Annotated in this window: 21 protein-coding genes; 12 read left to right on the top strand and 9 right to left on the bottom strand. The window is 71.2% G+C overall.

Annotated elements, in window-relative coordinates:
* The first annotated feature begins 54 nt into the window (after positions 1–54).
* Complete coding sequence (locus tag AQJ30_RS35570) at positions 55–738, top strand: nucleotidyl transferase AbiEii/AbiGii toxin family protein (RefSeq protein ID WP_067242307.1); 684 nt, start codon at positions 55–57, stop codon at positions 736–738.
* Here the strand turns inward: AQJ30_RS35570 and AQJ30_RS35565 are convergent.
* Both AQJ30_RS35565 and AQJ30_RS35560 read right to left on the bottom strand, forming a co-directional pair.
* A complete protein-coding gene (locus AQJ30_RS35565) occupies positions 735–935 on the bottom strand; it encodes a DUF397 domain-containing protein (protein ID WP_067242134.1) in 201 nt (66 codons plus the stop codon). The genes AQJ30_RS35570 and AQJ30_RS35565 overlap by 4 nt on opposite strands.
* Positions 932–1,807: a helix-turn-helix domain-containing protein gene (locus tag AQJ30_RS35560; RefSeq protein ID WP_067242133.1), complete on the bottom strand. Its 876-nt coding sequence runs from the start codon at positions 1,805–1,807 to the stop codon at positions 932–934. Before AQJ30_RS35560 ends, AQJ30_RS35565 begins: the two co-directional genes overlap by 4 nt.
* Before the next feature lie 112 nt (positions 1,808–1,919).
* Here AQJ30_RS35560 and AQJ30_RS35555 point away from each other — a divergent pair, with 112 nt between their 5' ends.
* Positions 1,920–2,435, top strand: a complete 516-nt coding sequence (locus tag AQJ30_RS35555) for an ATP-binding protein (RefSeq protein WP_079084535.1) — start codon at positions 1,920–1,922, stop codon at positions 2,433–2,435.
* Between the two features lie 149 nt (positions 2,436–2,584).
* Positions 2,585–3,472: a helix-turn-helix domain-containing protein gene (locus AQJ30_RS35550; RefSeq protein WP_067242129.1), complete on the top strand. Its 888-nt coding sequence runs from the start codon at positions 2,585–2,587 to the stop codon at positions 3,470–3,472.
* A gap of 141 nt (positions 3,473–3,613) precedes the next feature.
* On the opposite strand, the gene AQJ30_RS35545 is transcribed toward AQJ30_RS35550, so the two are convergent.
* Positions 3,614–4,954, bottom strand: a complete 1,341-nt coding sequence (locus tag AQJ30_RS35545; protein ID WP_067242128.1) for a pectate lyase family protein — start codon at positions 4,952–4,954, stop codon at positions 3,614–3,616.
* Between the two features lie 179 nt (positions 4,955–5,133).
* Here AQJ30_RS35545 and AQJ30_RS35540 point away from each other — a divergent pair, with 179 nt between their 5' ends.
* Positions 5,134–6,555: an FG-GAP-like repeat-containing protein gene (locus tag AQJ30_RS35540; protein ID WP_067242126.1), complete on the top strand. Its 1,422-nt coding sequence runs from the start codon at positions 5,134–5,136 to the stop codon at positions 6,553–6,555.
* Positions 6,556–6,692: 137 nt separating this feature from the next.
* Complete coding sequence (locus AQJ30_RS35535) at positions 6,693–8,897, top strand: protein kinase domain-containing protein (protein WP_067242125.1); 2,205 nt, start codon at positions 6,693–6,695, stop codon at positions 8,895–8,897.
* A gap of 60 nt (positions 8,898–8,957) precedes the next feature.
* Here the strand turns inward: AQJ30_RS35535 and aspS are convergent, their stop codons facing one another.
* Positions 8,958–10,721 carry an aspartate--tRNA ligase gene (gene aspS, locus AQJ30_RS35530; protein WP_067242123.1) on the bottom strand — a complete coding sequence of 588 codons (1,764 nt, stop codon included), beginning with the start codon at positions 10,719–10,721 and terminating at the stop codon, positions 8,958–8,960.
* 219 nt (positions 10,722–10,940) lie between these two features.
* Between aspS and AQJ30_RS35525 the strand changes: the two genes are divergently transcribed.
* Both AQJ30_RS35525 and AQJ30_RS35520 read left to right on the top strand, forming a co-directional pair.
* Positions 10,941–13,067, top strand: a complete 2,127-nt coding sequence (locus tag AQJ30_RS35525) for a SpoIIE family protein phosphatase (protein WP_067242121.1) — start codon at positions 10,941–10,943, stop codon at positions 13,065–13,067.
* A gap of 117 nt (positions 13,068–13,184) precedes the next feature.
* Positions 13,185–13,613 carry a hypothetical protein gene (locus tag AQJ30_RS35520; protein WP_079084533.1) on the top strand — a complete coding sequence of 143 codons (429 nt, stop codon included), beginning with the start codon at positions 13,185–13,187 and terminating at the stop codon, positions 13,611–13,613.
* Between the two features lie 60 nt (positions 13,614–13,673).
* Here the strand turns inward: AQJ30_RS35520 and AQJ30_RS35515 are convergent, their stop codons facing one another.
* The 3 genes from AQJ30_RS35515 to AQJ30_RS35505 all read right to left on the bottom strand — a co-directional run bounded on the left by AQJ30_RS35515 (position 13,674) and on the right by AQJ30_RS35505 (position 16,600).
* On the bottom strand, positions 13,674–14,741 hold the full coding sequence (locus tag AQJ30_RS35515) for an AI-2E family transporter (RefSeq protein WP_067242115.1): 1,068 nt from the start codon (positions 14,739–14,741) through the stop codon (positions 13,674–13,676).
* 108 nt (positions 14,742–14,849) lie between these two features.
* Positions 14,850–15,827: a pirin family protein gene (locus AQJ30_RS35510; protein WP_067242113.1), complete on the bottom strand. Its 978-nt coding sequence runs from the start codon at positions 15,825–15,827 to the stop codon at positions 14,850–14,852.
* A 290-nt stretch (positions 15,828–16,117) separates the two neighbouring features.
* Complete coding sequence (locus AQJ30_RS35505) at positions 16,118–16,600, bottom strand: SseB family protein (RefSeq protein ID WP_067242110.1); 483 nt, start codon at positions 16,598–16,600, stop codon at positions 16,118–16,120.
* A 157-nt stretch (positions 16,601–16,757) separates the two neighbouring features.
* Here AQJ30_RS35505 and AQJ30_RS35500 point away from each other — a divergent pair, with 157 nt between their 5' ends.
* The 3 genes from AQJ30_RS35500 to AQJ30_RS35490 all read left to right on the top strand — a co-directional run bounded on the left by AQJ30_RS35500 (position 16,758) and on the right by AQJ30_RS35490 (position 20,550).
* Positions 16,758–18,584 carry an acyl-CoA dehydrogenase gene (locus AQJ30_RS35500; protein ID WP_067242107.1) on the top strand — a complete coding sequence of 609 codons (1,827 nt, stop codon included), beginning with the start codon at positions 16,758–16,760 and terminating at the stop codon, positions 18,582–18,584.
* A gap of 126 nt (positions 18,585–18,710) precedes the next feature.
* Complete coding sequence (locus AQJ30_RS35495) at positions 18,711–20,015, top strand: M18 family aminopeptidase (protein ID WP_067242105.1); 1,305 nt, start codon at positions 18,711–18,713, stop codon at positions 20,013–20,015.
* Between the two features lie 277 nt (positions 20,016–20,292).
* Positions 20,293–20,550 carry a DUF6458 family protein gene (locus tag AQJ30_RS35490; protein WP_067242103.1) on the top strand — a complete coding sequence of 86 codons (258 nt, stop codon included), beginning with the start codon at positions 20,293–20,295 and terminating at the stop codon, positions 20,548–20,550.
* A gap of 33 nt (positions 20,551–20,583) precedes the next feature.
* On the opposite strand, the gene AQJ30_RS35485 is transcribed toward AQJ30_RS35490, so the two are convergent.
* Positions 20,584–22,425, bottom strand: a complete 1,842-nt coding sequence (locus tag AQJ30_RS35485) for an NHL domain-containing thioredoxin family protein (protein WP_067242100.1) — start codon at positions 22,423–22,425, stop codon at positions 20,584–20,586.
* A 29-nt stretch (positions 22,426–22,454) separates the two neighbouring features.
* Positions 22,455–22,871, bottom strand: coding sequence for a cupin domain-containing protein (locus AQJ30_RS35480; RefSeq protein ID WP_067242098.1), 417 nt, complete (start codon positions 22,869–22,871; stop codon positions 22,455–22,457).
* A 53-nt stretch (positions 22,872–22,924) separates the two neighbouring features.
* Here AQJ30_RS35480 and AQJ30_RS35475 point away from each other — a divergent pair, with 53 nt between their 5' ends.
* Positions 22,925–23,968 (top strand): GlxA family transcriptional regulator, encoded by a 1,044-nt coding sequence (locus AQJ30_RS35475; protein WP_079084532.1) that lies wholly within the window; start codon positions 22,925–22,927, stop codon positions 23,966–23,968.
* Positions 23,965–24,459 carry an LURP-one-related/scramblase family protein gene (locus AQJ30_RS35470; RefSeq protein WP_067242093.1) on the top strand — a complete coding sequence of 165 codons (495 nt, stop codon included), beginning with the start codon at positions 23,965–23,967 and terminating at the stop codon, positions 24,457–24,459. The genes AQJ30_RS35475 and AQJ30_RS35470 overlap by 4 nt, the downstream gene beginning before the upstream one ends.
* Positions 24,460–24,492: the final 33 nt, after the last annotated feature.

Genomic DNA, 24,492 nt, shown 5'->3' with positions numbered 1-24,492 from the left:
CGCGCAGCGCGTGACCAGCGGGGTGTGGGCGCGGACCGCTACGCTCCACACCCCGTGAACGTTCCCGCACCCCACGCGCGTCTCCTCGCGGACGTCGTCGCCGCCGGCCTGTCCCACCCGCTGGCCCTGGCCGGCGGCCACGCCCTGGAGGCCCACGGCCTGATCGAGCGCCCGCACGCCAACGTCGACCTGGCCACGGAGGGCCCCGAGCCGATGGAGGAGGTCACCGCCGCCGTCGAGCGGGCGCTGACCGGCCGGGGCCACGAGGTGGTCATCCGCTCCCTCACCCCGCTGTCCGCGCAGCTCACGGTCACGGACCCGCAGACCGGGGGGACGAGCGAGCTGTCCCTCCACAAGGAGGCCCTCGGGCACCCGCTCGCCGTCACCGACCTCGGCCCGGTACTGGCCCTGGAGGACGCGGTGGGCACCAAGATCCGCGCCCTGTACGACCGGGGCGCCGCCGTCGACCTGATCGACGCCCGCGCGGCCGCCACCCGCTTCGGCTTCCCCGATCTGGAGGAACTGGGCCGCCGCCACGCCCGCGACCCGTTCGACCTGCCCACCCTCCAGTCCCGCCTGACGGGCTCGGACTACTACCCGGAGAGCGCCTTCACCGCGTACGGCCTGGAGGCCTCCTCCATCCCCGACCTGCGCGCGTGGGCCCAGCACTGGTCCGACGACATCGCGGAACGCCTGTTGGAGGAGGGCGCGTCCCCGGACGCGGACCCGGAGCCCTAGCGCCCGGCGGCGAGCACGAGGAAGCCGACCCAGGCCTGCGGCGCGAGGGCGAGCCGGGGGCCGGCGTCGCGGTACTTGGAGTCACGGACGTGGACGGTGCCGGGGGTGTGGGCGATCTCTACGCAGGAATTGCCGTCGTTGCCGCCGCTGTAACTGCTCTTGAACCACGTCAACTCGGCGGTGTCCTTGCGGTTCATGTCTCTCCCAGCAGGTGCTCGATCAGGGCCAGCGACTCCCGGGGCGGGAGGGCCTGAGCCCGGATGGTGCCATACCGCAGTTCGAGGATGCGCAGGTGCTTGGGATCGTGGATCGGCCGGCCGTTGAACGCCCCGTCGGAGCGGCCCACCGCCGTGCCGTCCGCGAACTTCAACAGCTCGATGCGCCCGTCCAGTCCGGAGTGGGTGTCGCAGTCCATCGGCATCACCTGGAGGACGACGTTGTGCAAGCGCCCGACCTCCAGCAGCCGTTCGAGTTGCTGGCGCCACACCACCTTGCCCCCGATGGGACGCCGCAGCACGCCCTCTTCCAGGACGAAGCTGAGCGCGGGGGCGGGGTCCCGCGCGAACACCGACCGCCTGGCCACCCGAGCCGTCACCATGCGCTCCACGTCGTCCGGTGAATACGGCGGTTGCGCCGCCCCGATGACGGACCGGGCATGTTCCTCGGTCTGCAGCAAACCAGCGACGATGTTGCATTCATAGGTGCCGATCTCAACGGCCCGCGCCTCCATGTCCGCCAGATCCCGCACCTTCTTCGGATAGCGGACCTTGGCCACGTCCTCCTTCATCGCCGCGAGCAGCCCGCCCGCGTCCAGCACCTCGTCCGCCCTGTCCAGGAACTCGGGCCGGGGGATGCGCTTCCCGCTCTCGATCTTGTAGACGAGGTCCTCGCCGTACCCCACGGCCCGGCCGAACTCGCCGGCCCGCATGCCGACGGCCTCGCGCCGCAGCTTCACCTGCCGCCCCACGGTGGCGACGACGGCCACGCCCCACTCGTCGTCCGGGTCGACCTCCCACCCGGGCTCGTCGGCCTCGGTCCTCAGACGTCGGACCTCACCGTCCACCGACATGCGCGTTCCTCCCCCGACAGGCCCGGACACCCCCGGACAACGACCGGACAGTCACCGTACGCAAGCACGGTGTCACTCCCCACGGTAGGCGCATCCGGCCACGCTGAGTGACGTGATCCAGAACTTCAGCGTCCTGCTGTCCCCGACCCCGCGCGGCGCCCGCCTCGCCCGTCTGCTGGCGACCGAGCAACTGCGCAGCTGGGGGCTGCCCTTGGACCCGGCGCGGCTCATCGTGGCCGAGCTGGCGAACAACGCCGCCACCCACGGCCGGGTACCGGGCCGCAACTTCCGGCTCCTGCTGTACGTGGTCGGCGGGACCCTCCGTATCGAGGTGACGGACACGCGCGGTGACCGGCTCCCGCACCGCCGAGCCGCGGACGAGGGTGCCGAGGGCGGTCGGGGCCTGGCGCTGGTGGCCGCCCTGGCGGACCGCTGGGGGGTCGTCCCGGGCCTGCCGCCCCGCAAGACGGTGTGGGCCGAAGTCACCCTCCGGGCAGGGCAGTCACCGGAACCTGAGCCCCCACGCCCCGGTCGGACCGGCGCTCCCCAAGAACAACCCACCGGGGAAAAAGCACCCCACCAAGCCCCACCCCTCCCTCCCGCGGGGCAGCGTCACTCCGGCGAGTGAATATGCCCAACTGGGCTGGATTCGCACCCGGTTGCGTGCCCTACGCTCAGCGCCAGCAGCACGCGACAACTCCAGACATGCGACGGCCCTCGCCGGGACTGCCATCCCACTGCGAGGGCCTGACCACCGAGGAAGGAAACAGCTTCCCGATGGACACCGAAAACCGTAGCGCGACCACCCCCGCCGAGTCCCGTGTCCCGGCGAAAAACCACCCCGCCGGGTACCGTCCGGCCGGCGTCGTCCACGAACACGTCCGCCACACCGAGAACTTCACGGTGATCGGCAACGACCTGGCGCAGCACCCGGAGCTGTCCCTGCTCGCCATCGGACTGGCCTGCCACATCCAGTCGGTGCGCCCGGGCACGGCCGTCGACATCAAGTCCCTGGCCGCCCGCTTCCCCGAGGGCCCGACCCGCATCGCGGCGGCGCTGCGCGAGCTGGAGACCCACGGCTACCTGCGCCGCAGCCGCGAGCGCACCGCGACGGGCCGGATCGTCACCCGCACGGTGTCCTGCAACCGCCCGGGCCACCGGGCCGCCGCCCGGGAGACGGCACCCCGCAGGCCCGCCCGGCGTACGACCCCCGACGAGCCGGCCCCGCGCAAGCGCCTCCCCGCCGTCCCGCAGCCCGCGTACCCGGCCCCCGCGCTCCTCCGGACGGCCGTCGACGTCCTGGCGGGCCTGCGCCGTCACGATCCCCGCCTGCTGCTGTCGGCCACGGACGCGGAACACCTGGCTCCCGGGGTCGCCGCCTGGCTGGAGCGCGACCTCACCCCCACGGCCGTACGCGAGGCCCTGACCGCGAACCTCCCGCACGAGCCCCTGACCCGCCCGGCGGCCCTCCTGGCCCACCGCCTGACGGCCCACCTCCCACCCCCACCCCCGTTCACCCCACCCCCCACCCCCCGGGAACCCCGCCACCCGTTCCAGACCTGCGACGGCTGCGACCGCCCCTTCCGCGCCCCGACCCCCGGCCGCTGCCGCGACTGCCGTCCCGCTCGGTCACCCCACCCAGAGGGAAGCGACCACCAGCAGTGAGACTCGCCATGACGTACGGCCCTCCCCGTCCCGAGCACCCACCCGAGGCCCTCCGACGAGGCCCTGAGGGCAGTGCGCGGTTGAGCTGGAAGTGGGAGTACGCCTTCGGCGTCGAGGAAGCCGCGACGACCGGGCACATGGCTACTTGAGGACGCCCGCGCCCGTCGTCGTCGCCAGCGTCGTCGGCAGGTTCGTCGCCGGTTCGAGGGTCGCCGTCAGGGTCGGGGTCCAGTTGACCGAGGTCTTCAGGTCCTTCGACGCGGCCGCGTTGTACGCGGCGACCAGGTCCGTGACCGTGCCGTTGACGAGGTTGCCGGAGCCCTTGACCGCGCCCGTGCCGTCGCCGCTGAGCAGCTTGGCGACCTTCACGGACGAGGGGACCTTCCAGTAGTTGTTCTCGGCGACGACCTGGGCCTTGGCGCGGGAGTTGATGCTGTACTGCACCGCGTAGCCGTTGACGGCCGTGACGTCGTAGTAGTTGTCGTAGAGGTGGACCTGGCCGACCCGGGCCAGCGGGGCGCGCTGGACGATGCCCTTCCACACGTTGTGGTGGATCGTCACCCGCAGCTTGCCCGCGGGCTCGCTGTCGCTGCTGCCGATCAGCATCGTCTTGTCGTGGTTCGTGAACTCGTTGCGCGACACGGTCACCAGGTCCGAGCTCTTGGTGATGTCGAGCGCGCCGTCGTGGATCTGGTACTCGCGGCCGAAGTACCTCGGGTTGGCGCTGTCGAAGTGCGGCGCGTCGGTGAACGTGTTGTGGTCCGCCCACACGTGCGTGGCACCCCGCAGGGTCACCGCGTCGTAGGCGGAGTTCCAGTTGCCGTCGTCACCGTCGGTCGGGTCCCACTGCGGGAAGCAGTCCTCGGTCGCGGCGAACGTCAGGTTCCGGACGATCACGTCGTCGACGTTCTGGATCTGCAGCGAACCGCCGGTGATCCCGGCGCCGGTGCCGGGCACGCCCACGACGGTCGTGTGGGCCGGCACCTTGAAGACGATCTGCGCGGCCTGCTTCTTCTGCGCGGCGGCCCGCGCCTTCTCCTGCGTGCCCGAGGGCAGCTCGGAGCGGCCGTACGTGGCGGGGTCGTACGCCTTCAGGTAGGCGTTCAGCGAGTAGCCGGTACCGGCGGCGTAGTCGGCGCAGGTGAGCTTGCGGCCGCTCGCGTCGGTGTTGGCGTCGATGGTGCCCTTGACCTTGATGACACGGGGCGTGGTGTCGGACGCCGAGCCCAGCGCCTTCACCAGCTCGGCGCGGGTCGAGACGGTGAAGGTGTGGGCCGCGTCGGCCTTGGCCCCGCCGGAGGTGCCCGTACCGGAGGAGGCCCAGCCGTCCTTCGCGGCGAGCGTCTGGTGGTACAGGTCGACGGTCCCGGCGTTCGCGCTGAACACGACGACACCGGCACCCACGCCCGCGGCCACGACGGCGGCGGAGACGACGAGCGCACGGCGGCGGCGGAGGGACCGGCGGTGGGAGGGAGCTGCCACGGGGACTTCCTTCGAACGGGAGGGAACGGTCGTACACCTGTCAGTGGCCGCCGCCCGCCCGGGAGTTGCCGCCCGTGGTGATCTTTTTTACGCCACGGCCCCCGGCGCCCCGCGCGTTCCGTCTAGGCTCCGCGAGGGGGTGTGACGTGCGCGCCCCGAGGGGGAGGGGATCCACGGCCATGAACGACCGTCCGCGCAGGGGCGCCCCGCGCGCCGCCGCCGTCCTGCTGGCCGCGCTGCTCGGCGGCGCGCTGCTGCCCGCGGCCCCGGCGGCCGCCGTGCACGACGCGGCACCGGGCGACTTCAACGGCGACGGCTACCGCGACGCCGTGCTGTCGGCACCCGGCGCGAACGTCGCGGGCAAGGAGGCCGCGGGCGCCGTCGTCGTCCTGTACGGCGCGAAGGCGGGGCTGTCGCCGACCCGGCGAGCCGTGATCACCCAGAACTCCGCGGGCGTTCCCGACACGGCCGAGGCCTTCGACCGGTTCGGCTCGTCCACGGCGACGGCCGACCTCGACCGGGACGGCTACGCGGACCTCGTCGTCGGCACGCCCCACGAGGACACGGCCCTGGGCACGGACGCCGGGTCGGTGACCGTGCTGTGGGGCGGCCCGAACGGGCTGACCAGCGGCACCGACCTGCCGACGCCGGAGACGGACCCCGGGTACTACGGACTGGACGTCACCGTGCGCACCGCCGGCCCCGGCACCCGCGTCGGGGTGAGCGGCTGGCACGGCACCGTCCTGTTCGACGGCCCGTTCACCCGCACCGGCCGCTACGGCTCGGTCCACCTGGACCAGGACACCCCCTCGCCGCTGGGCGTCGCCCTCGGCGACTTCGACGGCAACGGCACCAGCGACCCGGCGGTCGTCACCGGGGGCATGAGCGGCCTCAGCGGCGGCGAGGTCTCCACGGGCACCGGGTACCGCGAGGCCCTGAACGGGAACGGGCTGGTCATCGCGAGCGGCGACGTCAACGGCGACGGGTACGCCGACCTGGTCGCCGGCGACCCGTGGGAGCCCGAGCGGGACGGCGTGGACGGCGCCGTGGGCGGCCGGGTGCTGGTCTGGCGCGGCTCGGCCGCCGGCATCACGCCCGACACGGTGCCCGAGCAGCTGACGCAGAACACGGCCGGTGTCCCCGAGACCAGCGAGAAGGGCGACGCGTTCGGCACCGCGCTCACGGTGGCCGACCTGAACCGGGACGGGCTGGCCGACATCGTGATCGGCGCCCCGTCGGAGACCCTGGGCGGCCAGGTGCACGCCGGCCAGGTGACCGTGGTCCCCGGCCGCCGCACCGGCGCCCTCGGCACCGGGTCGTACCTGTTCAGCCAGGACAGCGCGAACGTGCCGGACGCCTCCGAGACCGACGACCAGTTCGGCGCCACGGTCGCCGTCGGGGACGTGGACCGGGACGGCCGTCCCGAGCTGTTCGTCGGCGGCTTCGGTGAGAACAACCACACCGGTGCGGCCTGGGTCTTCCCCGGCGTCACCTCCGGCCCCACGACCACCCGCAGCCGCGTATTCACGGCCGCCGCGCTGGGCCTGACCCAGCAGGCCTCGACCATGCTGGGCGGCACCGGCCTCTCCTTCTGGGCCTGACCCCCGCCTCAGTGCGATCGGTACGGTTTCACCTTGCTTTGCGGTACCCGAACTTAGCTGCCAGCACTACGATGCGTGACATCTGGTCAACGGACCATGTCCGACGCACGCGCCTGGGGGGCCGAGTGAACCGAGCAGTGATCGTAGGTATCGACAGTTATCCGGGCGCACCCTTGTTCGGCTGTGTGAACGACGCGAAGGACGTCGCGTCCTGCCTTTCCTTGGAGCAGTACGACTTCGACAGCAAGTTGCTGCTCAACGGGCAGGCGACCCGCAGCAACATTCGTCGTCATCTGCACGAGCTGGCGTACGGCGAGGAAGAGGGAGGGACTCTCCTTTTCTACTTCGCCGGGCATGGACAGGTTCTCGGCCAAGGGGGGCACCTGGTCACCCACGACGGTGAGATGTACGACCCGGGTATCTCGCTCGGCGACATGGCACAGATCATGGAGTCTGCCAGCAACAACTTCGACCATGTGGTGACCATCCTCGACTGCTGCCACTCCGGCTCGGCATACAGCTGGACGAACAGCAGGCCGCTCCAGGCCGGTGACATCGAGCGCGAAGTACCAGCGGTGAACGAAAGCCGCTGCATCCTTGCCGCCTGCCGGCCTGAGGAGGAGGCCGAGGAGCGGCGAGGACGAGGCATCTTCACGGATGCTCTGACCAGCGCGATGCTGGGCGACGCGGTCAACTGGGACGGCAACATCACGCTGCTGGGTATCTACGAGTACGTCACCGCGGCTCTGTCATCCGAAATCCAGACACCTGTCTTCAAGGGCGACATCGCCGGCACGGTGGTTCTGGGTTCCGGCTTCCCCAAGCGGGAGGGGCCGCCCATCGACCGAAGCGAGCTGGCGCAGAATCTGGCCAAGGCACACCATCTCGTCGACCAGTACCACTACCTCCAGCTCACGGAACTGTCGGAACGCAACGTACGGCTGCAGCAGGGCTCCAAGACGTGCTCCATCGAACTCGAGCCCGTGGTGAACTGGTTCGAGGAGACGGAGAAGGCACTACCGGACCTGCGCCGCAACAGCGACTGGATCAACCTGGTTGCCCGCGTACGCGAGTTCAGGAAGAACCTCGCTGACATCAGCGTCGGCGAGCAGACCCGGTTCGGTCGCGTCATCCGGCACCTGGGGCATGGCGGATACGGCCATGTCTGGGAACTGGAGGGTGACGGAGGAAAGCGGTACGCCATGAAAGTGTTTCATGGCAACGAGCTCGACGACGAGGTGAAGGTCCGGCGCTTCGCGAACGGCTACAACAACATGCGGAAGCTGGAACATCCGTACATCGTGCGAGTTCACGAGATGCTGGCCGCACCGTACGGGTTCCTCATGGACTCGATTCCCGGCGACAACCTGCGCAAGGCCTACATCGACCGCGGTGACCCCGAGTCCGTGCTCCAACTGATGATCGATATCTGTGAGACGGTTCAGCACGCCCACTCACAGCAGGTCCGTCACCGGGACATAAAGCCGGAGAACATCATCGCCGAGTACAACGGCGATGGTCGGCTCGCCCCCTACCTGACCGACTTCGATCTCGCCTACCACGAGACCAACCGCACGGTCACCACGAACATCGGTGTGGGTGGGGTCATCAACTACGCAGCCCCTGAGCAACTGTTCGAGCCCAACGCCCGAACGGCCCGCAGCGAGACCGTCGACGTTTTCAGCCTGGCTCAGTTGATGTTCTTCGTCATCACTGGGCGGGATCCGAGCGGTGAGAACTTCACGAAGAACGTGGAGATCCTCACTCACGATCTCGCGAGTTGGGTCGACGACCGCGCCGCCGCAACGCTCATCAACCTCTACAAGTCCTCGACGTCGAAACAGCCCAGCGAGCGGCCGCAGACAGTGGTCGACTTCGTCAGTGAGCTGCGCCGCGCGGAGTCGGTCATCCAAATCGCCAGCGGCACGGACCAGATACCCGAGGGGGACCTCTGCCGCCGCATCGGCCACCTGTACGCCGGTATCAATCACTACTCGGCCACCGAGGGTGAGTGCCGGATGAACAGCCGATCGGGCCAGGTCGAGATAGTGGCGCGCATCAAGAACATCACTCCCAGGGGGACGGCATCGATGGAACTCGAGTGCGCGGTCACCGACAAGATCCCGGTGCCGTCACTGAAGTCAGGCCGCTCGGCCCGTGATTCCATCAACATCCGGCTCGACAAAGTCGTTGCGAGGCTGCCCGGCGTGCAGCGGCATGCCGGGAACAAGGGCGCCTATCAGGTGTTCTTCACGATCAACGACGTCACGCTGAACGTCACTGGCGTCAACCGGGTGACCGACATCATCTCTGCCGCTGTAGCAGGCATCGAGCAATGGTGATGCCCGAATGAACGCGGCCCCGGGACTGTGATGTCCCGGGGCCGTCCGCTCTGTGTACTCCTACTTCGGCTGCGGCTTGCGCACCGTCAGGTGGAGCTCCCTCAGGCGGGACTCCTCCAGCTCGGTCGGGGCGCCCATCATCAGGTCCTGCGCGTTGCCGTTGAGCGGGAACGCGATCGTCTCGCGGATGTTGGGCTCGTCCGCGAGGAGCATGACGATGCGGTCCACGCCGGGGGCGATGCCGCCGTGCGGCGGGGCGCCGAAGCGGAACGCGCGCAGCATGCCCGCGAACTCGCGCTCGGTGGTCTCGCGGTCGTAGCCCGCGATCTCGAACGCCTTGAGCATGATGTCCGGCTCGTGGTTGCGGATCGCGCCGGAGGACAGCTCGACGCCGTTGCAGACGATGTCGTACTGCCAGGCCAGGATGTCCAGCGGGTCCTGGGACTCCAGGGCCTCCATGCCGCCCTGGGGCATCGAGAACGGGTTGTGCGAGAAGTCGATCTTGCCGGTCTCCTCGTCCTTCTCGAACATCGGGAAGTCGACGATCCAGCAGAACCGGAAGACGTTCTCCTCGAAGTGGCCGGCCCGCTTGGCGGCCTCGACGCGCACCGCGCCCATGATCTTGGAGACCTCGTCGAACTCGCCCGCGCCGAAGAACACGGCGTGACCGGCCTCCAGGCCGAGGCGCTCGGTGAGGATCTTGACGTTCTCCTCGGTGAGGAACTTCGCGATCGGGCCGGACAGCTTGCCGTCCTCGCCGACGCGGACCCAGGCCAGGCCCTTGGCGCCCTGCGAGACGGCGAAGTCGCCGAGCTGGTCGAAGAACTTGCGGGGCTGGTCCTGGACGGCCGGCACGGGCAGCGCGCGCACGTGCTGACCGGCGAACGCCTTGAACTCGCTGTTCTCGAACACGTCGGTGAGGTCGACCAGCTCCAGCTGGGCCCGCAGGTCCGGCTTGTCGGAGCCGTACTTCAGCATCGCCTCGCGGAACGGGATCCGCGGGAACGGCGAGGTGACGTGCCGGCCGCCGCCGAACTCCTCGAACAGCTCGGTCATGAGCTTCTCGATCGGCTGGAAGACGTCCTCCTGCTCGACGAAGCTCATCTCGACGTCGAGCTGGTAGAACTCGCCCGGCGAGCGGTCGGCGCGGGCGTCCTCGTCGCGGAAGCAGGGCGCGATCTGGAAGTAGCGGTCGAAGCCGGAGATCATCAGCAGCTGCTTGAACTGCTGCGGCGCCTGCGGCAGCGCGTAGAAGCGGCCCGGGTGGATGCGGGAGGGCACCACGAAGTCGCGCGCGCCCTCGGGGGAGGTCGCGGTCAGGATCGGGGTGGCCAGCTCGTTGAAGCCGAGCCCGCTCATCTTCTGCCGGATGGCCGAGATGACCTGGGTGCGCAGCATGATGTTGCGGTGCATGCGCTCGCGGCGCAGGTCCAGGAAGCGGTACTCCAGGCGCCGCTCCTCGTTGACCCCGTCCTCGGTGTTGATCGTGAACGGCAGCGGGGCGGCCGCGCCCAGCAGCTCGACCTCGCCGACCTCGACCTCGATCTCGCCGGTGGGCAGGTCGGCGTTGATGTTCTCGGCGCCGCGGGAGACGACCTTGCCGTCGACGCGGACGGTCGACTCCTTGGACAGCTTGTCCAGGGCCTCGTAGGCGGGCGTGCCGGGACGGGCCACGAGCTGCGTGATGCCGTAGTGGTCGCGCAGATCGATGAAGAGGATGCCGCCCAGGTCGCGCCGATTGTGCAGCCAGCCACTCAGCCGGACGTCGGTGCCGACGTCAGAAGCGCGGAGCTCGCCGCAGGTGTGGGACCTGTACCGATGCATCGTCGTTCATCCAGTCTTCGCGGATCGGGGTGGGGGTTTCGGCCGGTACTGCCCGGTCGCAGCCGGTGTGGCCGGTGTTTCACGTGAAACACCCCCCAGCGTACCGGGCGGCTCACCCCCGGCTCTCCTCCGTTACGGTCCGTCGATTACGGCCCTGCAGTGACCGGTCTCACACTCGCTCGGTGGCACGTCCCGGGACGGTCTTCTTAAAGTGGGGCAATGCGCACTGGTGAGCCCCTGCCCGCCGTGGGTGAGGTTCTCGCCGCCCTCGCGACCGGAGTCTGGCACTGGGACACGTCCACCGGCCTGGTCACGGTCGATGCCGAGGCGGCCCGGCTGCTCGGCCTGCCCGCCGAGGGGACGGTCCTCACCGAGGCCCAGACCCGCGCCCGCCTCCACCCGGTCGACTGGAACGAGATCACCGGCGTCGTGCAGCTCGCGGTCGCCGAGGGCACCCTGGCCGAGGTCCGCATCCGGATCATGGACGAGCACGGCCGGATCATCCGGGTCGTACGCAGCCGCTCGAAGCCGTCCTTCGACCCCCTGAAGAAGGCGTACGAGCTGATCGGCACGCTCCAGGAGGTCACCGAGCCGGCCCCCGGCACCTCCGCCGGACGCACCGCCGTCACCGGCGACTGGCGGCGCTCGCGGGAGGCGTTCCTGCTGGACGCGGGCCGCGCGCTGGCCGAGGCCCGCTCCACGGAGGAGGTGCTGCGGGTCGCGGCCGGGCTGTCCATGCCGGGCTTCTCCCCGGACGGCCTCGCCGTCTTCGGGGTGGAGGGCGACCGGCTGACCATCATCGGCCACCACGGTCAGCGGCCCGGCGACGAGATGCCGTTCCTGCACATGCCGCTGGAGACCGACTACCCGGCGGCCGAGGTGGTCCGCACCGGCCGCGCGGTGTACCTGTCCAGCGTCGAGCAGTACAAGCAGCGCTACCCGCTCACCTGGCCGCTGGCCCAGCAGTTCGGCCGCCACTCCTGGGCCTTCCTGCCGCTGACGGTGGCCGGGCGCACGATGGGCGCCTGGATGGCGGCCTTCGCCTACCCGGTGGCGTTCACGCCCGACGAGCGCTCGGTGCTGACCACGGTGGCCCGGATGCTGGCCCAGGCGCTGTCCCGCGCGGGCGCCGCCGAGACCCAGCGCGAGCTGACCGACGGACTGCAACGCAGCATGCTGCCACGCCTGGGCCCCGAGATACCCGGCATGACCCTGGCCGCCCGCTACATACCCACCGGCGGCGGCCTCCAGGTCGGCGGCGACTGGTACGACATGATCCCGCTGCCCGGCGGCTCCCCGTCCGACGGGGGACGGTTCGCGCTGGTCATCGGCGATGTCCAGGGCCATGACGTCCGGGCCGCCGGGCTGATGGGCCAGCTGCGGATAGCGCTGCGCGCGTACGCCGCCGAGGGCCACCGCCCGGACGCCGTCCTCTCCCGCGCCTCCCGCTTCTTCGCCGCGATCGCCCCCAGCGACGACGACCCCTCCGACCTGCGCTTCGCGACCTGCCTCTACGTCGAGGTCGACCCCGCCACCGGGGTCCTGGAGGCCGCCCGGGCGGGCCACCTCGACCCGGCGATCCGGCTGGCCGACGGCACGGTCATCCTGCGCGCCACGGCGGGCGGACCGCCGCTGGGCGTGGACCCGGACTCCGACTACCCCACCACCCGGCTGCTGCTGGAGCCGGGCGAGGCGATGATGCTGTGCACCGACGGCCTCCTGGAGACCGGCGGGCACGACCTGGACACCGGCTGGCAGCGGGTCCGCCGCATCCTGGAGGGACACGACGCCGGCCTGGAGGAACTGGCCGACTCCCTGGTCCAGGCGGTGCACGGACCCTCCTCCCACCACACCACGGGCCGGCTGAGCGACCGCCGCGAGGACGACATCGCGCTGCTCCTGCTGTGCCGGCACGGCGCCGGCCGTCTCGGCCCGGCCGCCCCCGCACGGCCCAGGACGCGCCGCACGATGCTGACGGTCGCGCAGGCCGAGCCCGAGCGGATCGCCGTCGCCCGCCAGCAGCTGCGCGAGCTGCTGCACGACTGGGCCTCGGCCGACCAGGTCGACTCGGCGGTCCTGCTGGTCTCCGAGATGCTGACCAACGTCCTCGTCCACACCGACACCGACGCGCTGCTGGTCGCGGAGGTGTCGAGCGGGCCGGCCGGGCGGCGGATGCGGATCGAGGTCAGCGACACCGGCGACGACCTCCCGCACAAGCGCCGCCCCGGCGAGATGGCGTCCTCGGGCCGCGGCCTGCTCCTCATCGAACTCCTCGCCGACACCTGGGGGGTCTCCCCCCGCGGCGAGGGCAAGAGCATCTGGTTCGAGCTGTGCGAGCAGGAGTAGTGCGGTCGACACCCCAGATTTCTGGGATGGAGCCGCCGGGCGTTCCTCGCGAGCCTGGAAGGGGGCCCGGCTCTCGCCGGGCGTTCGAGTCCGACCAGTCCTGGGAGGGGAACAGTCATGTCAGTCCGCAGGAGGATGGCGGCCGTGCTGGCCGCTGCTGCCGCCGTTGTCGGCGTCGCGACGGCGACAGCGCCGTCGGCGAGCGCGGCGAACGTGTACTTCAAGGCGACGTACAGGTTCGACGCCGACGCCGTGTTCTACAGCAGCAAGGCGCACCTGATCATGCAGGGGGACGGCAACCTGGTGCTGTACTGCAACGACGGCCGGTACCTGTGGGACACCGCGACCGACGGCAACCCCGGGGCCTACGCGGTGTTCCAGGACAACGGCGACCTGGCCGTCTACACCAAGGAGAACATCCTCATCTGGAACGCCGCCGTCGTGAGCCCCGGCGCGTACCTGCGCCTGCAGGACGACAGCAACCTCGTGATCTACCGGGACTGGACCCACCCGGTGTGGTCGACCCGCACCTACGGCCGCTGCTGACCCGCGGCGAACAAGAGGGCTCTCGGCCTCTCCCTCACGCGAAGGGGCGGCCCGGGGGCCCTACGTCGTCCGGCCCGGGGGTGCTGACGGATCGGGGCCCCCGGTGCCGTAGCGCTCCCGGAGTTCGTTGATCATGCCGAAGGCCGCTGCCGTGAGGGGGACGGCGAGGAGCATGCCGACGATGCCGGCGACGGACGCGCCGGCCGCGATGGCGAGCAGGACGACCGCCGGGTGCATCTGCACCGTGCGGCTCTGGATGGCCGGCTGCAGGACGTGGCCCTCGAGGACCTGCACGGCCAGCACCACGCCGAGGGCCCACAGCCCGGTAACGAAGCCCCGGTCGGCGAGCGCGACCAGCACGGCGACCGTGCCGGAGATGAAGGCGCCGAGGTAGGGGATGTAGGCGCCGACGAAGACCAGCGCGGCCAGCCCGGCGGCGCCGGGCACGTCGAGCACCAGCAGGCCGACGCCGATGCACAGGGCGTCGATCAGCGCGATGAGCGTCGTACCGCGCATGAAGCCCTCCACGGCGCGGAACGCCCGCCGGGCGATCGCCTCCAGCAGGTCGGCGGTGCCGTTCGGGGCGAGCGAGCGCAGGGCCGCCACCGCGCGGTCGGAGTCGCGCAGGAAGAAGAACACGAGCAGCAGCGCCAGCACGGCCATCGCGAGGGTCTCGCCGACCACGCTCACCCCGCTGACGACGCCCGACGCGGCCGTCCCGCCGAACTTGCCGAGCAGCTCGCGCCCGTGGGACGTCAGGTCGTCCAGGGAGGCGTCCGCCGTCCCGAAGTGCCGCGGGAGCGAGCGCGCCGCGTCCCGCAGCGAGGCGACGATCTGGTCCCCGGTGTCGACGAGCGCGGCGACCACGATGTACACGGCGCCGCCCACCACGGCGACGACGGCGGCACAGGTGAGCCCCGCGGACAGCGACCGCGGCACCCGCACCCGCATCAGCCGCCGGTGCAGCGGCCGCAGCAGCGCGGTGCCCAGCAGCGCCAGCAGCACGGGCGTGACGGCCGTGCGGAACTCCACGCACAGCCGGATCCCGACCCACCCGACGCCGCACACCAGGAGCACCACGACGCACCACGCGGCGAGCCGGCGGACGGACGGGGGAAGCAGCAGCACACCCCCACCGCACCACGGCACGGCCCGCCTGTCCCGCCGGACGTGCCACGAGGGTGACGCGACGTCAGATCCGACGCCGCGTCACCCTCGCCGGACGCTGCGGGAGGCTCAGGCCTCCGGGCCGCTCTCCGTCATGCCGTGGACGGCCGGGACGGTGCCCAGGCGGCCCTTCTGGAAGTCCTCGAAGGCCTGCATCAGCTCGTCCTTGGTGTTCATCACGAACGGGCCGTAGTGGACCATCGGCTCCCGGATCGGCCGGCCGCCGAGCAGGACGACCTCCAGGTCCGGCGTGTGCGAGTCCTGCTTGTCGTCCGCGCGGACGGTCAGCGAGCCGCCGGCGCCGAAGACGGCGGTCTGCCCCAGGTGGATCGGGCGGCGCTCGGCGCCCACCGAGCCACGGCCCGCGAGGACGTAGGCGAGGCCGTTGAAGTCCTCGCGCCACGGCAGGGTGATCTCCGCACCCGGCGCGAGCGTCGCGTGGATCATCGTGATCGGCGTGTGCGTGATGCCGGGACCGGCGTGACCGTCCAGCTCACCGGCGATGACGCGCAGCAGCGCGCCGCCGTCGGGGGAGGTGAGCAGCTGGACCTGGCCGCCGCGGATGTCCTGGTAGCGGGGCGCCATCATCTTGTCCCGGGCGGGGAGGTTCACCCACAGCTGCAGGCCGTGGAAGAGGCCGCCCGACATCACCAGCGACTCCGGCGGGGCCTCGATGTGCAGCAGGCCCGAGCCGGCGGTCATCCACTGGGTGTCGCCGTTGGTGATGGTGCCGCCACCGCCCTGGGAGTCCTGGTGGTCGAAGATCCCGTCGATGATGTAGGTGACGGTCTCGAAGCCGCGGTGCGGGTGCCAGGGGGTGCCCTTGGGCTCGCCCGGCGCGTACTCCACCTCACCCATCTGGTCCATCATGATGAACGGGTCGAGGTGGCGGTAGTGGATCCCCGCGAACGCCCGGCGCACCGGGAAGCCCTCGCCCTCGAAACCGCTCGGCGCGGTCGTGACGCCGAGCACCGGACGCGCCACGGCATCGGCCGGTGCGGTCACACGGGGCAGCGTCAACGGGTTCTCGACGGTCACAGCTGGCATGTCGGTACCTCCTTGGTACGCCCAGTTTAGTTGAGCGTTGAACTTTCTGCCACCCCAGAACAGCAGGAGCCCGGAGGGCATTCCCTCCGGGCTCCCCAGGCACCTGCACGGCGCTAGGCCGCGTCCGCAAAGTCCCGCCTGCCCCACGACGCCCGGCACGCACTCTCGCCGCACCGGGCGAACACCCGAGTACGGCCAGTACGCGGGTGTCCGCCCGGCACACCGAGAGCACGCACCGGACGCCGCAGGGCCCGCCCTCCGGGCGGACGACGGGACTTTGCGGACACGACCTAGCCGTACATCCGGCGCATCGCGAAGTCGACCATCTGTTCGACCGCCTTGGCGTCGAAGACCATGCGGTGCTCGCCCTCCATGTCCAGGACGAAGCCGTAGCCGGTCGGCAGCAGGTCGATCACCTCGGCGCCGGTGATGACGAAGTACTTGGACTCCTTGCCCGCATAGCGGCGCAGCTCCTTCAGGGAGCTGAACATCGGGATCACCGGCTGCTGGGTGTTGTGCAGCGCCAGGAAGCCGGGGGTGTCACCGCGCGGGCAGTACACCTTCGAGGTGGCGAAGATCTGCTGGAAGTCCTCGGCGGCCATCTGCCCGGTCGTGAACGCGCGCACGGCGTCCGCGAGCGAGGGCGGGGACGGCTCGGGATACAGGGGCGGCTGCTGGCCGTACCCCCCGACACCACCGGGCATGGGCTGCTGCGGCGGGGCGTACTGCTGCTGGGCGCCGCCGCCGTCCATGGGCTGGCCGTATCCGTACATGGGCGCAAGCGTAGCGGTGTGACCTGTCACAGAAACGGGGATGGGGTTGCGACTTATTACCGACGGGTAGCATCATCGGAGCTACTTGTTGGTACGCAGACGTGCGCGAGGATTCCAGTGCCTCGCCGACCTCTCCACTGAGCCGGGAGCCTTCGCCATGGGGCACTACAAGTCGAATCTCCGCGACATCGAGTTCAACCTCTTCGAAGTACTCGGCCGCGACAAGGTCTACGGCACCGGTCCGTTCGAGGAGATGGACGTCGAGACCGCCAAGAGCGTCCTGGAGGAGCTGACCCGCCTCTCCGAGAACGAGCTGGCCGAGTCCTTCGCCGACGCCGACCGCAACCCGCCCGTCTTCGACCCGGAGACCAACACCGCGCCGGTCCCCGCCTCCTTCAAGAAGAGCTACCAGGCCTTCATGGACTCGGAGTACTGGCGCCTCGGCCTGCCCGAGGAGATCGGCGGCACCACCTCGCCCCGCTCCCTGATCTGGGCCTACGCCGAGCTGATCCTGGGCGCCAACCCGGCCGTGTGGATGTACTCCTCCGGCCCCGCGTTCGCCGGCATCCTCTTCGAGGAGGGCAACGAGGTCCAGAAGCACATCGCCTCGATCGCCGTCGAGAAGCAGTGGGGCTCCACCATGGTCCTCACCGAGCCGGACGCCGGCTCGGACGTGGGCGCCGGCCGCACCAAGGCCGTGCAGCAGGAGGACGGCTCCTGGCACATCGAGGGCGTGAAGCGCTTCATCACCTCCGGTGAGCACGACATGTCGGAGAACATCCTCCACTACGTGCTCGCCCGCCCCGAGGGCGCCGGCCCCGGCACCAAGGGCCTGTCCCTCTTCCTCGTCCCGAAGTACCTCTTCGACTTCGAGACCGGCGAGCTGGGCGAGCGCAACGGCGTCTACGCCACCAACGTCGAGCACAAGATGGGCCTGAAGGCCTCCAACACGTGCGAGATGACCTTCGGCGACAAGCACCCCGCCAAGGGCTGGCTGATCGGCGACAAGCACGACGGCATCCGCCAGATGTTCCGCATCATCGAGTTCGCCCGCATGATGGTCGGCACGAAGGCGATCTCCACGCTCTCCACCGGCTACCTCAACGCGCTGGAGTACGCCAAGGAGCGCGTCCAGGGCCCGGACCTGGCCAACTTCATGGACAAGACCGCGCCCAAGGTCACCATCACCCACCACCCGGACGTGCGCCGCTCGCTGATGACGCAGAAGGCGTACGCCGAGGGCATGCGCGCCCTGGTGATGTACACCGCCTCGATCCAGGACACCATCCAGCTCAAGGAGGCCGCCGGCGAGGACGCCTCCACCGAGCACGCCCTGAACGACCTGCTCCTGCCCGTCGTCAAGGGCTACGGCTCCGAGAAGGCCTACGAGCAGCTCGCCCAGTCGCTCCAGACCTTCGGCGGCTCCGGCTTCCTCCAGGAGTACCCGATCGAGCAGTACATCCGGGACGCCAAGATCGACACCCTCTACGAGGGCACCACCGCGATCCAGGGCCAGGACTTCTTCTTCCGGAAGATCGTCCGCAACCAGGGCGCCGCGCTCAACTCCCTCGCCGAGGACATCAAGTCCTTCCTGGCCCTCGGTACCGGCGGCGAGGAGCTGGCCGAGTCCCGCGAGCACCTGGCCAAGGCGGCCGTCGAGCTGGAGGCCATCGTCGGCCTGATGCTGACCGACCTCGCGGCCACCGAGCAGGACGTCAAGAACATCTACAAGGTGGGCCTGAACACCACCCGCCTGCTGCTGGCCTCCGGCGACGTCATCGTCGGCTACCTGCTGCTCAAGGGCGCCGCGATCGCCGCCGAGAAGCTGCAGACCGCCTCCGCGAAGGACCAGGCGTTCTACACCGGCAAGATCGCCGCGGCGAAGTTCTTCGCGGCCTCCGTCCTGCCCGGCGTCACCCTGGCCCGCAAGGTGGCCTCCGGCGTCGCCCTGGACCTCATGGAGCTCGACGAGGCAGCGTTCTAGGTTCTAGGTCCGAATGGACCTCTGAGGACGCAAGGGACACACCCTTCTTCACCTCCACACCGTCCTCACGAGGGCCCGCTCCCGGTAAGGGGGAGCGGGCCCTCGTCCGTCGTTAAGGTGAATGCCATGAGCCAATCCCCCCGCTTCGACCGCGGCCACACCGACGACCTGATGTCCTTCCTCGCGGCCGGCCCGTCGCCGTACCACGCCGTGGCCACCGCCGCGGAGCGGCTGGAGAAGGCCGGGTTCCGGCACCTGGCCGAGACCGACGCCTGGGACGGCACGAGCGGCGGGAAGTACGTGCTGCGCGGCGGCGCGATCGTGGCCTGGTACGTCCCCGAGGGCGCCGACCCGCACACCCCCTTCCGGATCGTCGGCGCGCACACCGACTCCCCGAACCTGCGCGTCAAGCCGCTCCCCGACACCGGCGCGCACGGCTGGCGCCAGGTGGCCGTGGAGATCTACGGCGGCCCGCTGCTGAACTCCTGGCTGGACCGGGACCTGGGACTGGCGGGCCGGCTCACCCTCCGCGACGGGTCCAGCCGCCTGGTGAACGTCGACCGGCCGCTGCTGCGCGTCCCGCAGCTCGCGATCCACCTCGACCGCACGGTCGCCTCCGAGGGCCTCAAGCTGGACAAGCAGCGCCACCTCCAGCCCGTGTGGGGCCTCGGCCACGACGTGCGCGACGGCGACCTGATCGCCTTCCTGGAGGAGGAGAACGGCCTCGAACGGGGCTCCGTCACCGGCTGGGACCTCATGACGCACCCCGTCGAACGCCCCGCCTACCTCGGCCGCGACGAGGAGTTCGTCGCGGGCCCGCGCATGGACAACCTGCTGTCCGTACACGCCGGTACGGCGGCGCTGGCCGCGGTGGCCGGCGGCCCGGGCGCGGCGGACCTGCCGTACATTCCGGTCCTAGCGGCCTTCGACCACGAGGAGAACGGCTCCCAGTCGGACACCGGCGCCGACGGGCCGCTGCTGGGCGGGGTGCTGGAGCGCTCGGTGTTCGCGCGCGGCGGCTCCTACGAGGACCGGGCCCGCGCCTTCGCCGGCACCGTCTGCCTGTCCTCGGACACCGGCCACGCCGTGCACCCCAACTACGCGGAGCGGCACGACCCGACGCACCACCCGCGGGTCAACGGCGGACCGATCCTGAAGGTCAACGTCAACAACCGCTACGCCACCGACGGTTCGGGCCGGGCCGTGTTCGCCGCGGCCTGCGAGAAGGCCGGCGTGCCCTTCCAGTCGTTCGTCTCCAACAACTCGATGCCCTGCGGCACCACCATCGGCCCGATCACCGCGGCCCGGCACGGCATCCGCACCGTCGACATCGGCGTGGCGATCCTCTCCATGCACAGCGCCCGCGAGTTGTGCGGCGACCAGGACCCGTACCTGCTGGCCAACGCCCTGGCGGCGTTCCTGGAGGGCTAGGCCGTGTCCGCAAAGTCCCGTCGTCCGCCCGGAGGGCGGGCCCTGCGGCGTCCGGTGCGTGCTCTCGGCGTGCCGGGCGGACGCCCGCGTACTGGCCGTACTCGGGTGTTCGCCCGGTGCGGCGAGAGTGCGTGCCGGGCGTCGCAGGGCAGGCGGGACTTTGCGGACACGGCCTAGCCTCCGGGGCCGGAACACCCCCGCGCCGCATGGGGGTTGACAACGGGGGTACCCGACTGTCCGGACCGGAAGGACCGGACCGGACAGGGAGGCGACACTCATGGGCCTCGGCGGGTGCATCATCCTCATCGCCGTGGGAGCCATTCTCACGTTCGCGACCGACTGGCACATGCAGGGGGTCAACCTCGACCTGGTCGGCGTCATCCTCATGATCGTCGGCCTGATCGGTGTGACGACCTTCAGCAGCATCGCGCGCCGCAGGCGCGTCATGGTGCCCCCCACCACGACGACCGTCGTCGAGGAGGAGCGGCACCACCACCACGGCCCCGGCGGCTACAGCGACGGCTACGGCGTCTGACCCGCGGTCACGTGAACCGCGCGGGCCGGTACGTCAGTCCGTTCCGTCCATCCCCGCCAGGACCAGCGGCAGCCGGTCCGCCCCGCCCTCGGTGAGGCGGACCGGAACCCCCCAGTCCTGCTGGTGCACATGGCAGGCCGGGTACGGGTTGTCCGGGTCGTCGTCGCAGCTCGCGGCCATCGCCGAGACGTGCAGGACGCCCTCCGGCACCGCCGGGTTCAGCTCGAGGGCGCGCACCAGGTCGCTGTCCGCGCCCTCCCCCGCCAGCAGCAGCTCCGGCGGGGTGGCGGACACCAGCAGCCGGGTCGAGGGGCCGTACCGGGTGTCCGGCTTCTGGCCCGCCGGCGCTTCGAAGACCACCTCCAGCGCCAACGCCCCCGGCGCGACCTCCGTCGTCGCCCGCTGCGTGCGGTGGGCGACGCCCTCCACCCGCACCGCCTCCTCCGGCAGGCGCAGCCGCGTCAGCCGGTGCCGGGCCGACTCCACCACCACGAGGTCGTCGCCCACCAGCACCGCGTCACTGGGCTCGCGCAGGTCCGTGGCGAGCGTGCTCACCCCACCCGTCGCCGGGTCGTAGCGGCGCAGCGCGTGGTTGTAGGTGTCGCTCACCGCGACCGAGCCGTCCGGCAGCACGGTGACCCCCAGCGGATGCTGGAACAGCGCCTGCCCCGCCGGGCCGTCCCGGTGCCCGAAGTCGAACAGGCCGGTGCCCACGGCGGTGTGGACGACGCCGGCCCGGTCCACCCAGCGCAGCGCCGACGTCTCCGGGTCGGCGACCCACAGCCGCTCCCCGTCGGCCGACACGGCCAGCCCCGAGGGCTGCGCGAACCACGCCTCGGCCACCGGTCCGTCCACCAGCCCCTCGTTGGTCGTCCCCGCCGCCACCCGCACCGTCCCCCCGGCCGGGTCGTACGCCCACAGCTGGTGCACCCCGGCCATGGCGATCCACACCTGCCCGTCGAACACCGCCACGTCCCACGGGGAGGACAGGTCGGTCTCCCGGGCCGGCCCGGACGTCGCCGAGCCCTGCCACCACTGCCGGCCGGTCCCCGCCAGCGTCGTCACCGCGCCGGAGCCGAGGTCGAGGCGGCGCAGGGCGTGGTTGACGGTGTCGGCGACGACCACGCCGGTGCCGTCGAGCAGGGCCAGCCCCTGCGGCTCGTTGAACGACGCGTCCCCGGGCCCGCCGTCGGTGAACCCGCGCTCCCCGGACCCGATGCGCCGCAGCACCGTCTCGCCGTCCTCCGCGAGCTCCACCAGCTGGTGCCGGGTGGTGTCGCTGACCAGGAACGTCCCGCCGGGCAGCACCAGCGCCTTGCCCGGGAAGCGCAGCGCGGTCGCCTCCGGCTCCGGCGCCACGTACGGGCCGTCGCCCCGGCGCAGGGTGCCCTTGGCCCCGTGCTCGGCCTCCAGCTCCGTGACCAGCCGCTCGATGGCGTGCACATGGCCCTCACCGGCGTGCTGGGCGACCACGTACCCCTCGGGGTCGATCACCACCAGCGTGGGCCACGCCCGCACCGCGTACTGCTTCCAGGTGGCGAGCTCCGGGTCGTCCAGCACGGGGTGCGCGACGCCGTACCGCTCGACGGCGTCCACCACGGCCCCGTGCTCCGCCTCGTGCACGAACTTCGGCGAGTGCACCCCGACGACGACCAGCGTGTCCCGGTGCCGCTCCTCCAGCTCGCGCAGCTCGTCGAGGACGTGCAGGCAGTTGATGCAGCAGAACGTCCAGAAGTCGAGGACGACGGTCCGTCCGCGCAGGTCGGCCAGGGTGTACGGGCGGCCGCCGGTGTTCAGCCAGCCACCCCTGCCGACCAGCTCGGGGGCGCGGACGCGCACGCGCCCGGGAGCACGGCGGGGAGGTGAGTCGCTCATGTGTCCAGGGTGCCAGGTGGGGAGCGGGGTCAGGGCAGTGTGTGGCCCGTCGTCGCGTCCACGTGGGACGGGACCTCGTCGTGGCGGTCACCGACCGAGAGGGTGCCGGAGGGCTCGAACACCAGGATGTCGGTGGGGACGGGGGCGTACGGCTTGTGCTCGGTGCCGCGCGCCACGGTGAACAGGGAGCCGCGGGTGAGCACCACCGTGCGCTCGCCGGCCGGCTCACGCAGGGCGATGTGCAGTTCGCCGTCGAGGACCAGGAAGAACTCGTCGGTGTGGTCGTGGACGTGCCAGACGTGCTCGCCCTCCACATGGGCGACGCGCACGTCGTAGTCGTTGACGGTCGTGACGATGCGGGGGCTCCACCGCTGGGTGAAGGAGGCCAGGACGGCGTCGAGGGAGAGGGGCTCGGGAGTGCGTGCAGAAGTCCGTTCGGTCGTCATGTCCGTCATCCTCGGGGGGTGACGGTGGCGCGGACGAGTGCTAGGAATCGCACATGCCGCAAGGATCCTCGCAGGACGTGCCGGGCTCGTCGGTCCCCGCTCCGGGCCGGCCGTCGTCCGCGCCGCACCGGGTCGCCGTGATCGTCGACGAGGGGACCAACCCCTTCGAAGTCGGCGTCGCCACCGAGCTGTTCGGGCTGCCCCGGCCGGAACTCGGGCTGCCGCAGCCGCTGTACGAGGTGACGCTGTGCACGCCCACGCGCGATGTGCGCATGAACCACGGCTTCTTCACGCTGACCGGCGCGGCCCCGCTGGACGCCGTGGACGACGCCGACACCCTGGTGGTGCCCGGACGCCCCGACAACGTCGTCCCGCGCCGCCCGGACGTCCTGGACGCCGTCCGGCGCACCCACGCGCGCGGGGCACGCATCCTGAGCCTGTGCACCGGGAGCTTCGCGCTCGCCGAGGCGGGGCTGCTCGACGGGCGGCGGGCCACGACCCACTGGATGTGGGCCGACACCTTCCGGCGGCTGCACCCCCGGGTGCGGCTGGAGCCCGACGTGCTCTACGTCGACGAGGGCGACATCCTCACCGCCGCGGGCAGCGCCGCCGCGCTCGACCTCGGGCTGCACGTCGTGCGCCGCGACCACGGCGCGGAGGTCGCGGGCGCGGTGTCGCGGCGCCTGGTGTTCGCCGCGCACCGCGACGGCGGACAGCGGCAGTTCGTGGAGCGGCCCCTGCCCGACGTGCGGGACGAGTCGCTGGGGCCGCTGCTCGCCTGGGCGCAGGAGCGGCTGGCGGAGCCGCTGTCGGTGGCGGACCTCGCCGCGCACGCGGCGGTGTCCCCGGCGACGCTGCACCGCCGCTTCCGCGCCCAGCTGGGCACGACCCCGCTGGCGTGGCTCACCGGGGAGCGCGTGGCGCTCGCGTGCCGGCTCATCGAGCGCGGTGAGCGACGGCTGGACGTCGTCGCCGCCCGGTGCGGCCTGGGCACCGCCGCCAACCTGCGCACCCGGCTGCGGCGCGAGACCGGGCTCAGCCCGTCGGCCTATCGGCGGCGTTTCGGGGCCGGTGCCGGGGAAGCGGTCCTGGCATGAGATTCCTCGTACGCGACCGGCTCCTCAGCATCGGTGACGACTACTGGATCGAGGACGACCGGGGCAACAAGGTGTTCCTCGTCGACGGCAAGGCCATGCGGGTGCGCGACACCTTCGAGCTGAAGGACACCCGCGGGCGCGTGCTCGTCGACATCCACCAGAAGATGTTCGCGCTGCGCGACACCATGGTCATCGAGCGGGAGGGGGAGCCGCTGGCCACCGTGCGCCGCAAACGGCTCTCCCTGCTGCGCAACCACTACCGCGTCACGCTGGTCGACGGCACGGTCCTCGACGTCAGCGGGAAGATCATGGACCGCGAGTTCGCCGTCGAGTACGACGGCGAACTGCTGGCCGTCGTCTCCCGGCGCTGGCTGCACGTGCGCGAGACCTACGGCCTCGACGTGGTCCGCGACGACGCCGACCCGGCGCTGCTGATCGCGGTGACGGTGTGTGTGATCCACCTGGCGGAGAAGGAACGCGAGGACGACTGAGGGACCGGGCCGGACCGACCCGCCCGGCAAGGG

The organism is Streptomyces longwoodensis, from assembly GCF_001514125.1.
Lineage (GTDB): Bacteria > Actinomycetota > Actinomycetes > Streptomycetales > Streptomycetaceae > Streptomyces > Streptomyces longwoodensis.
The sequence above is the reverse complement of the archived record's forward strand: the minus strand, read 5'-3'. Positions and strand labels throughout refer to the sequence as shown.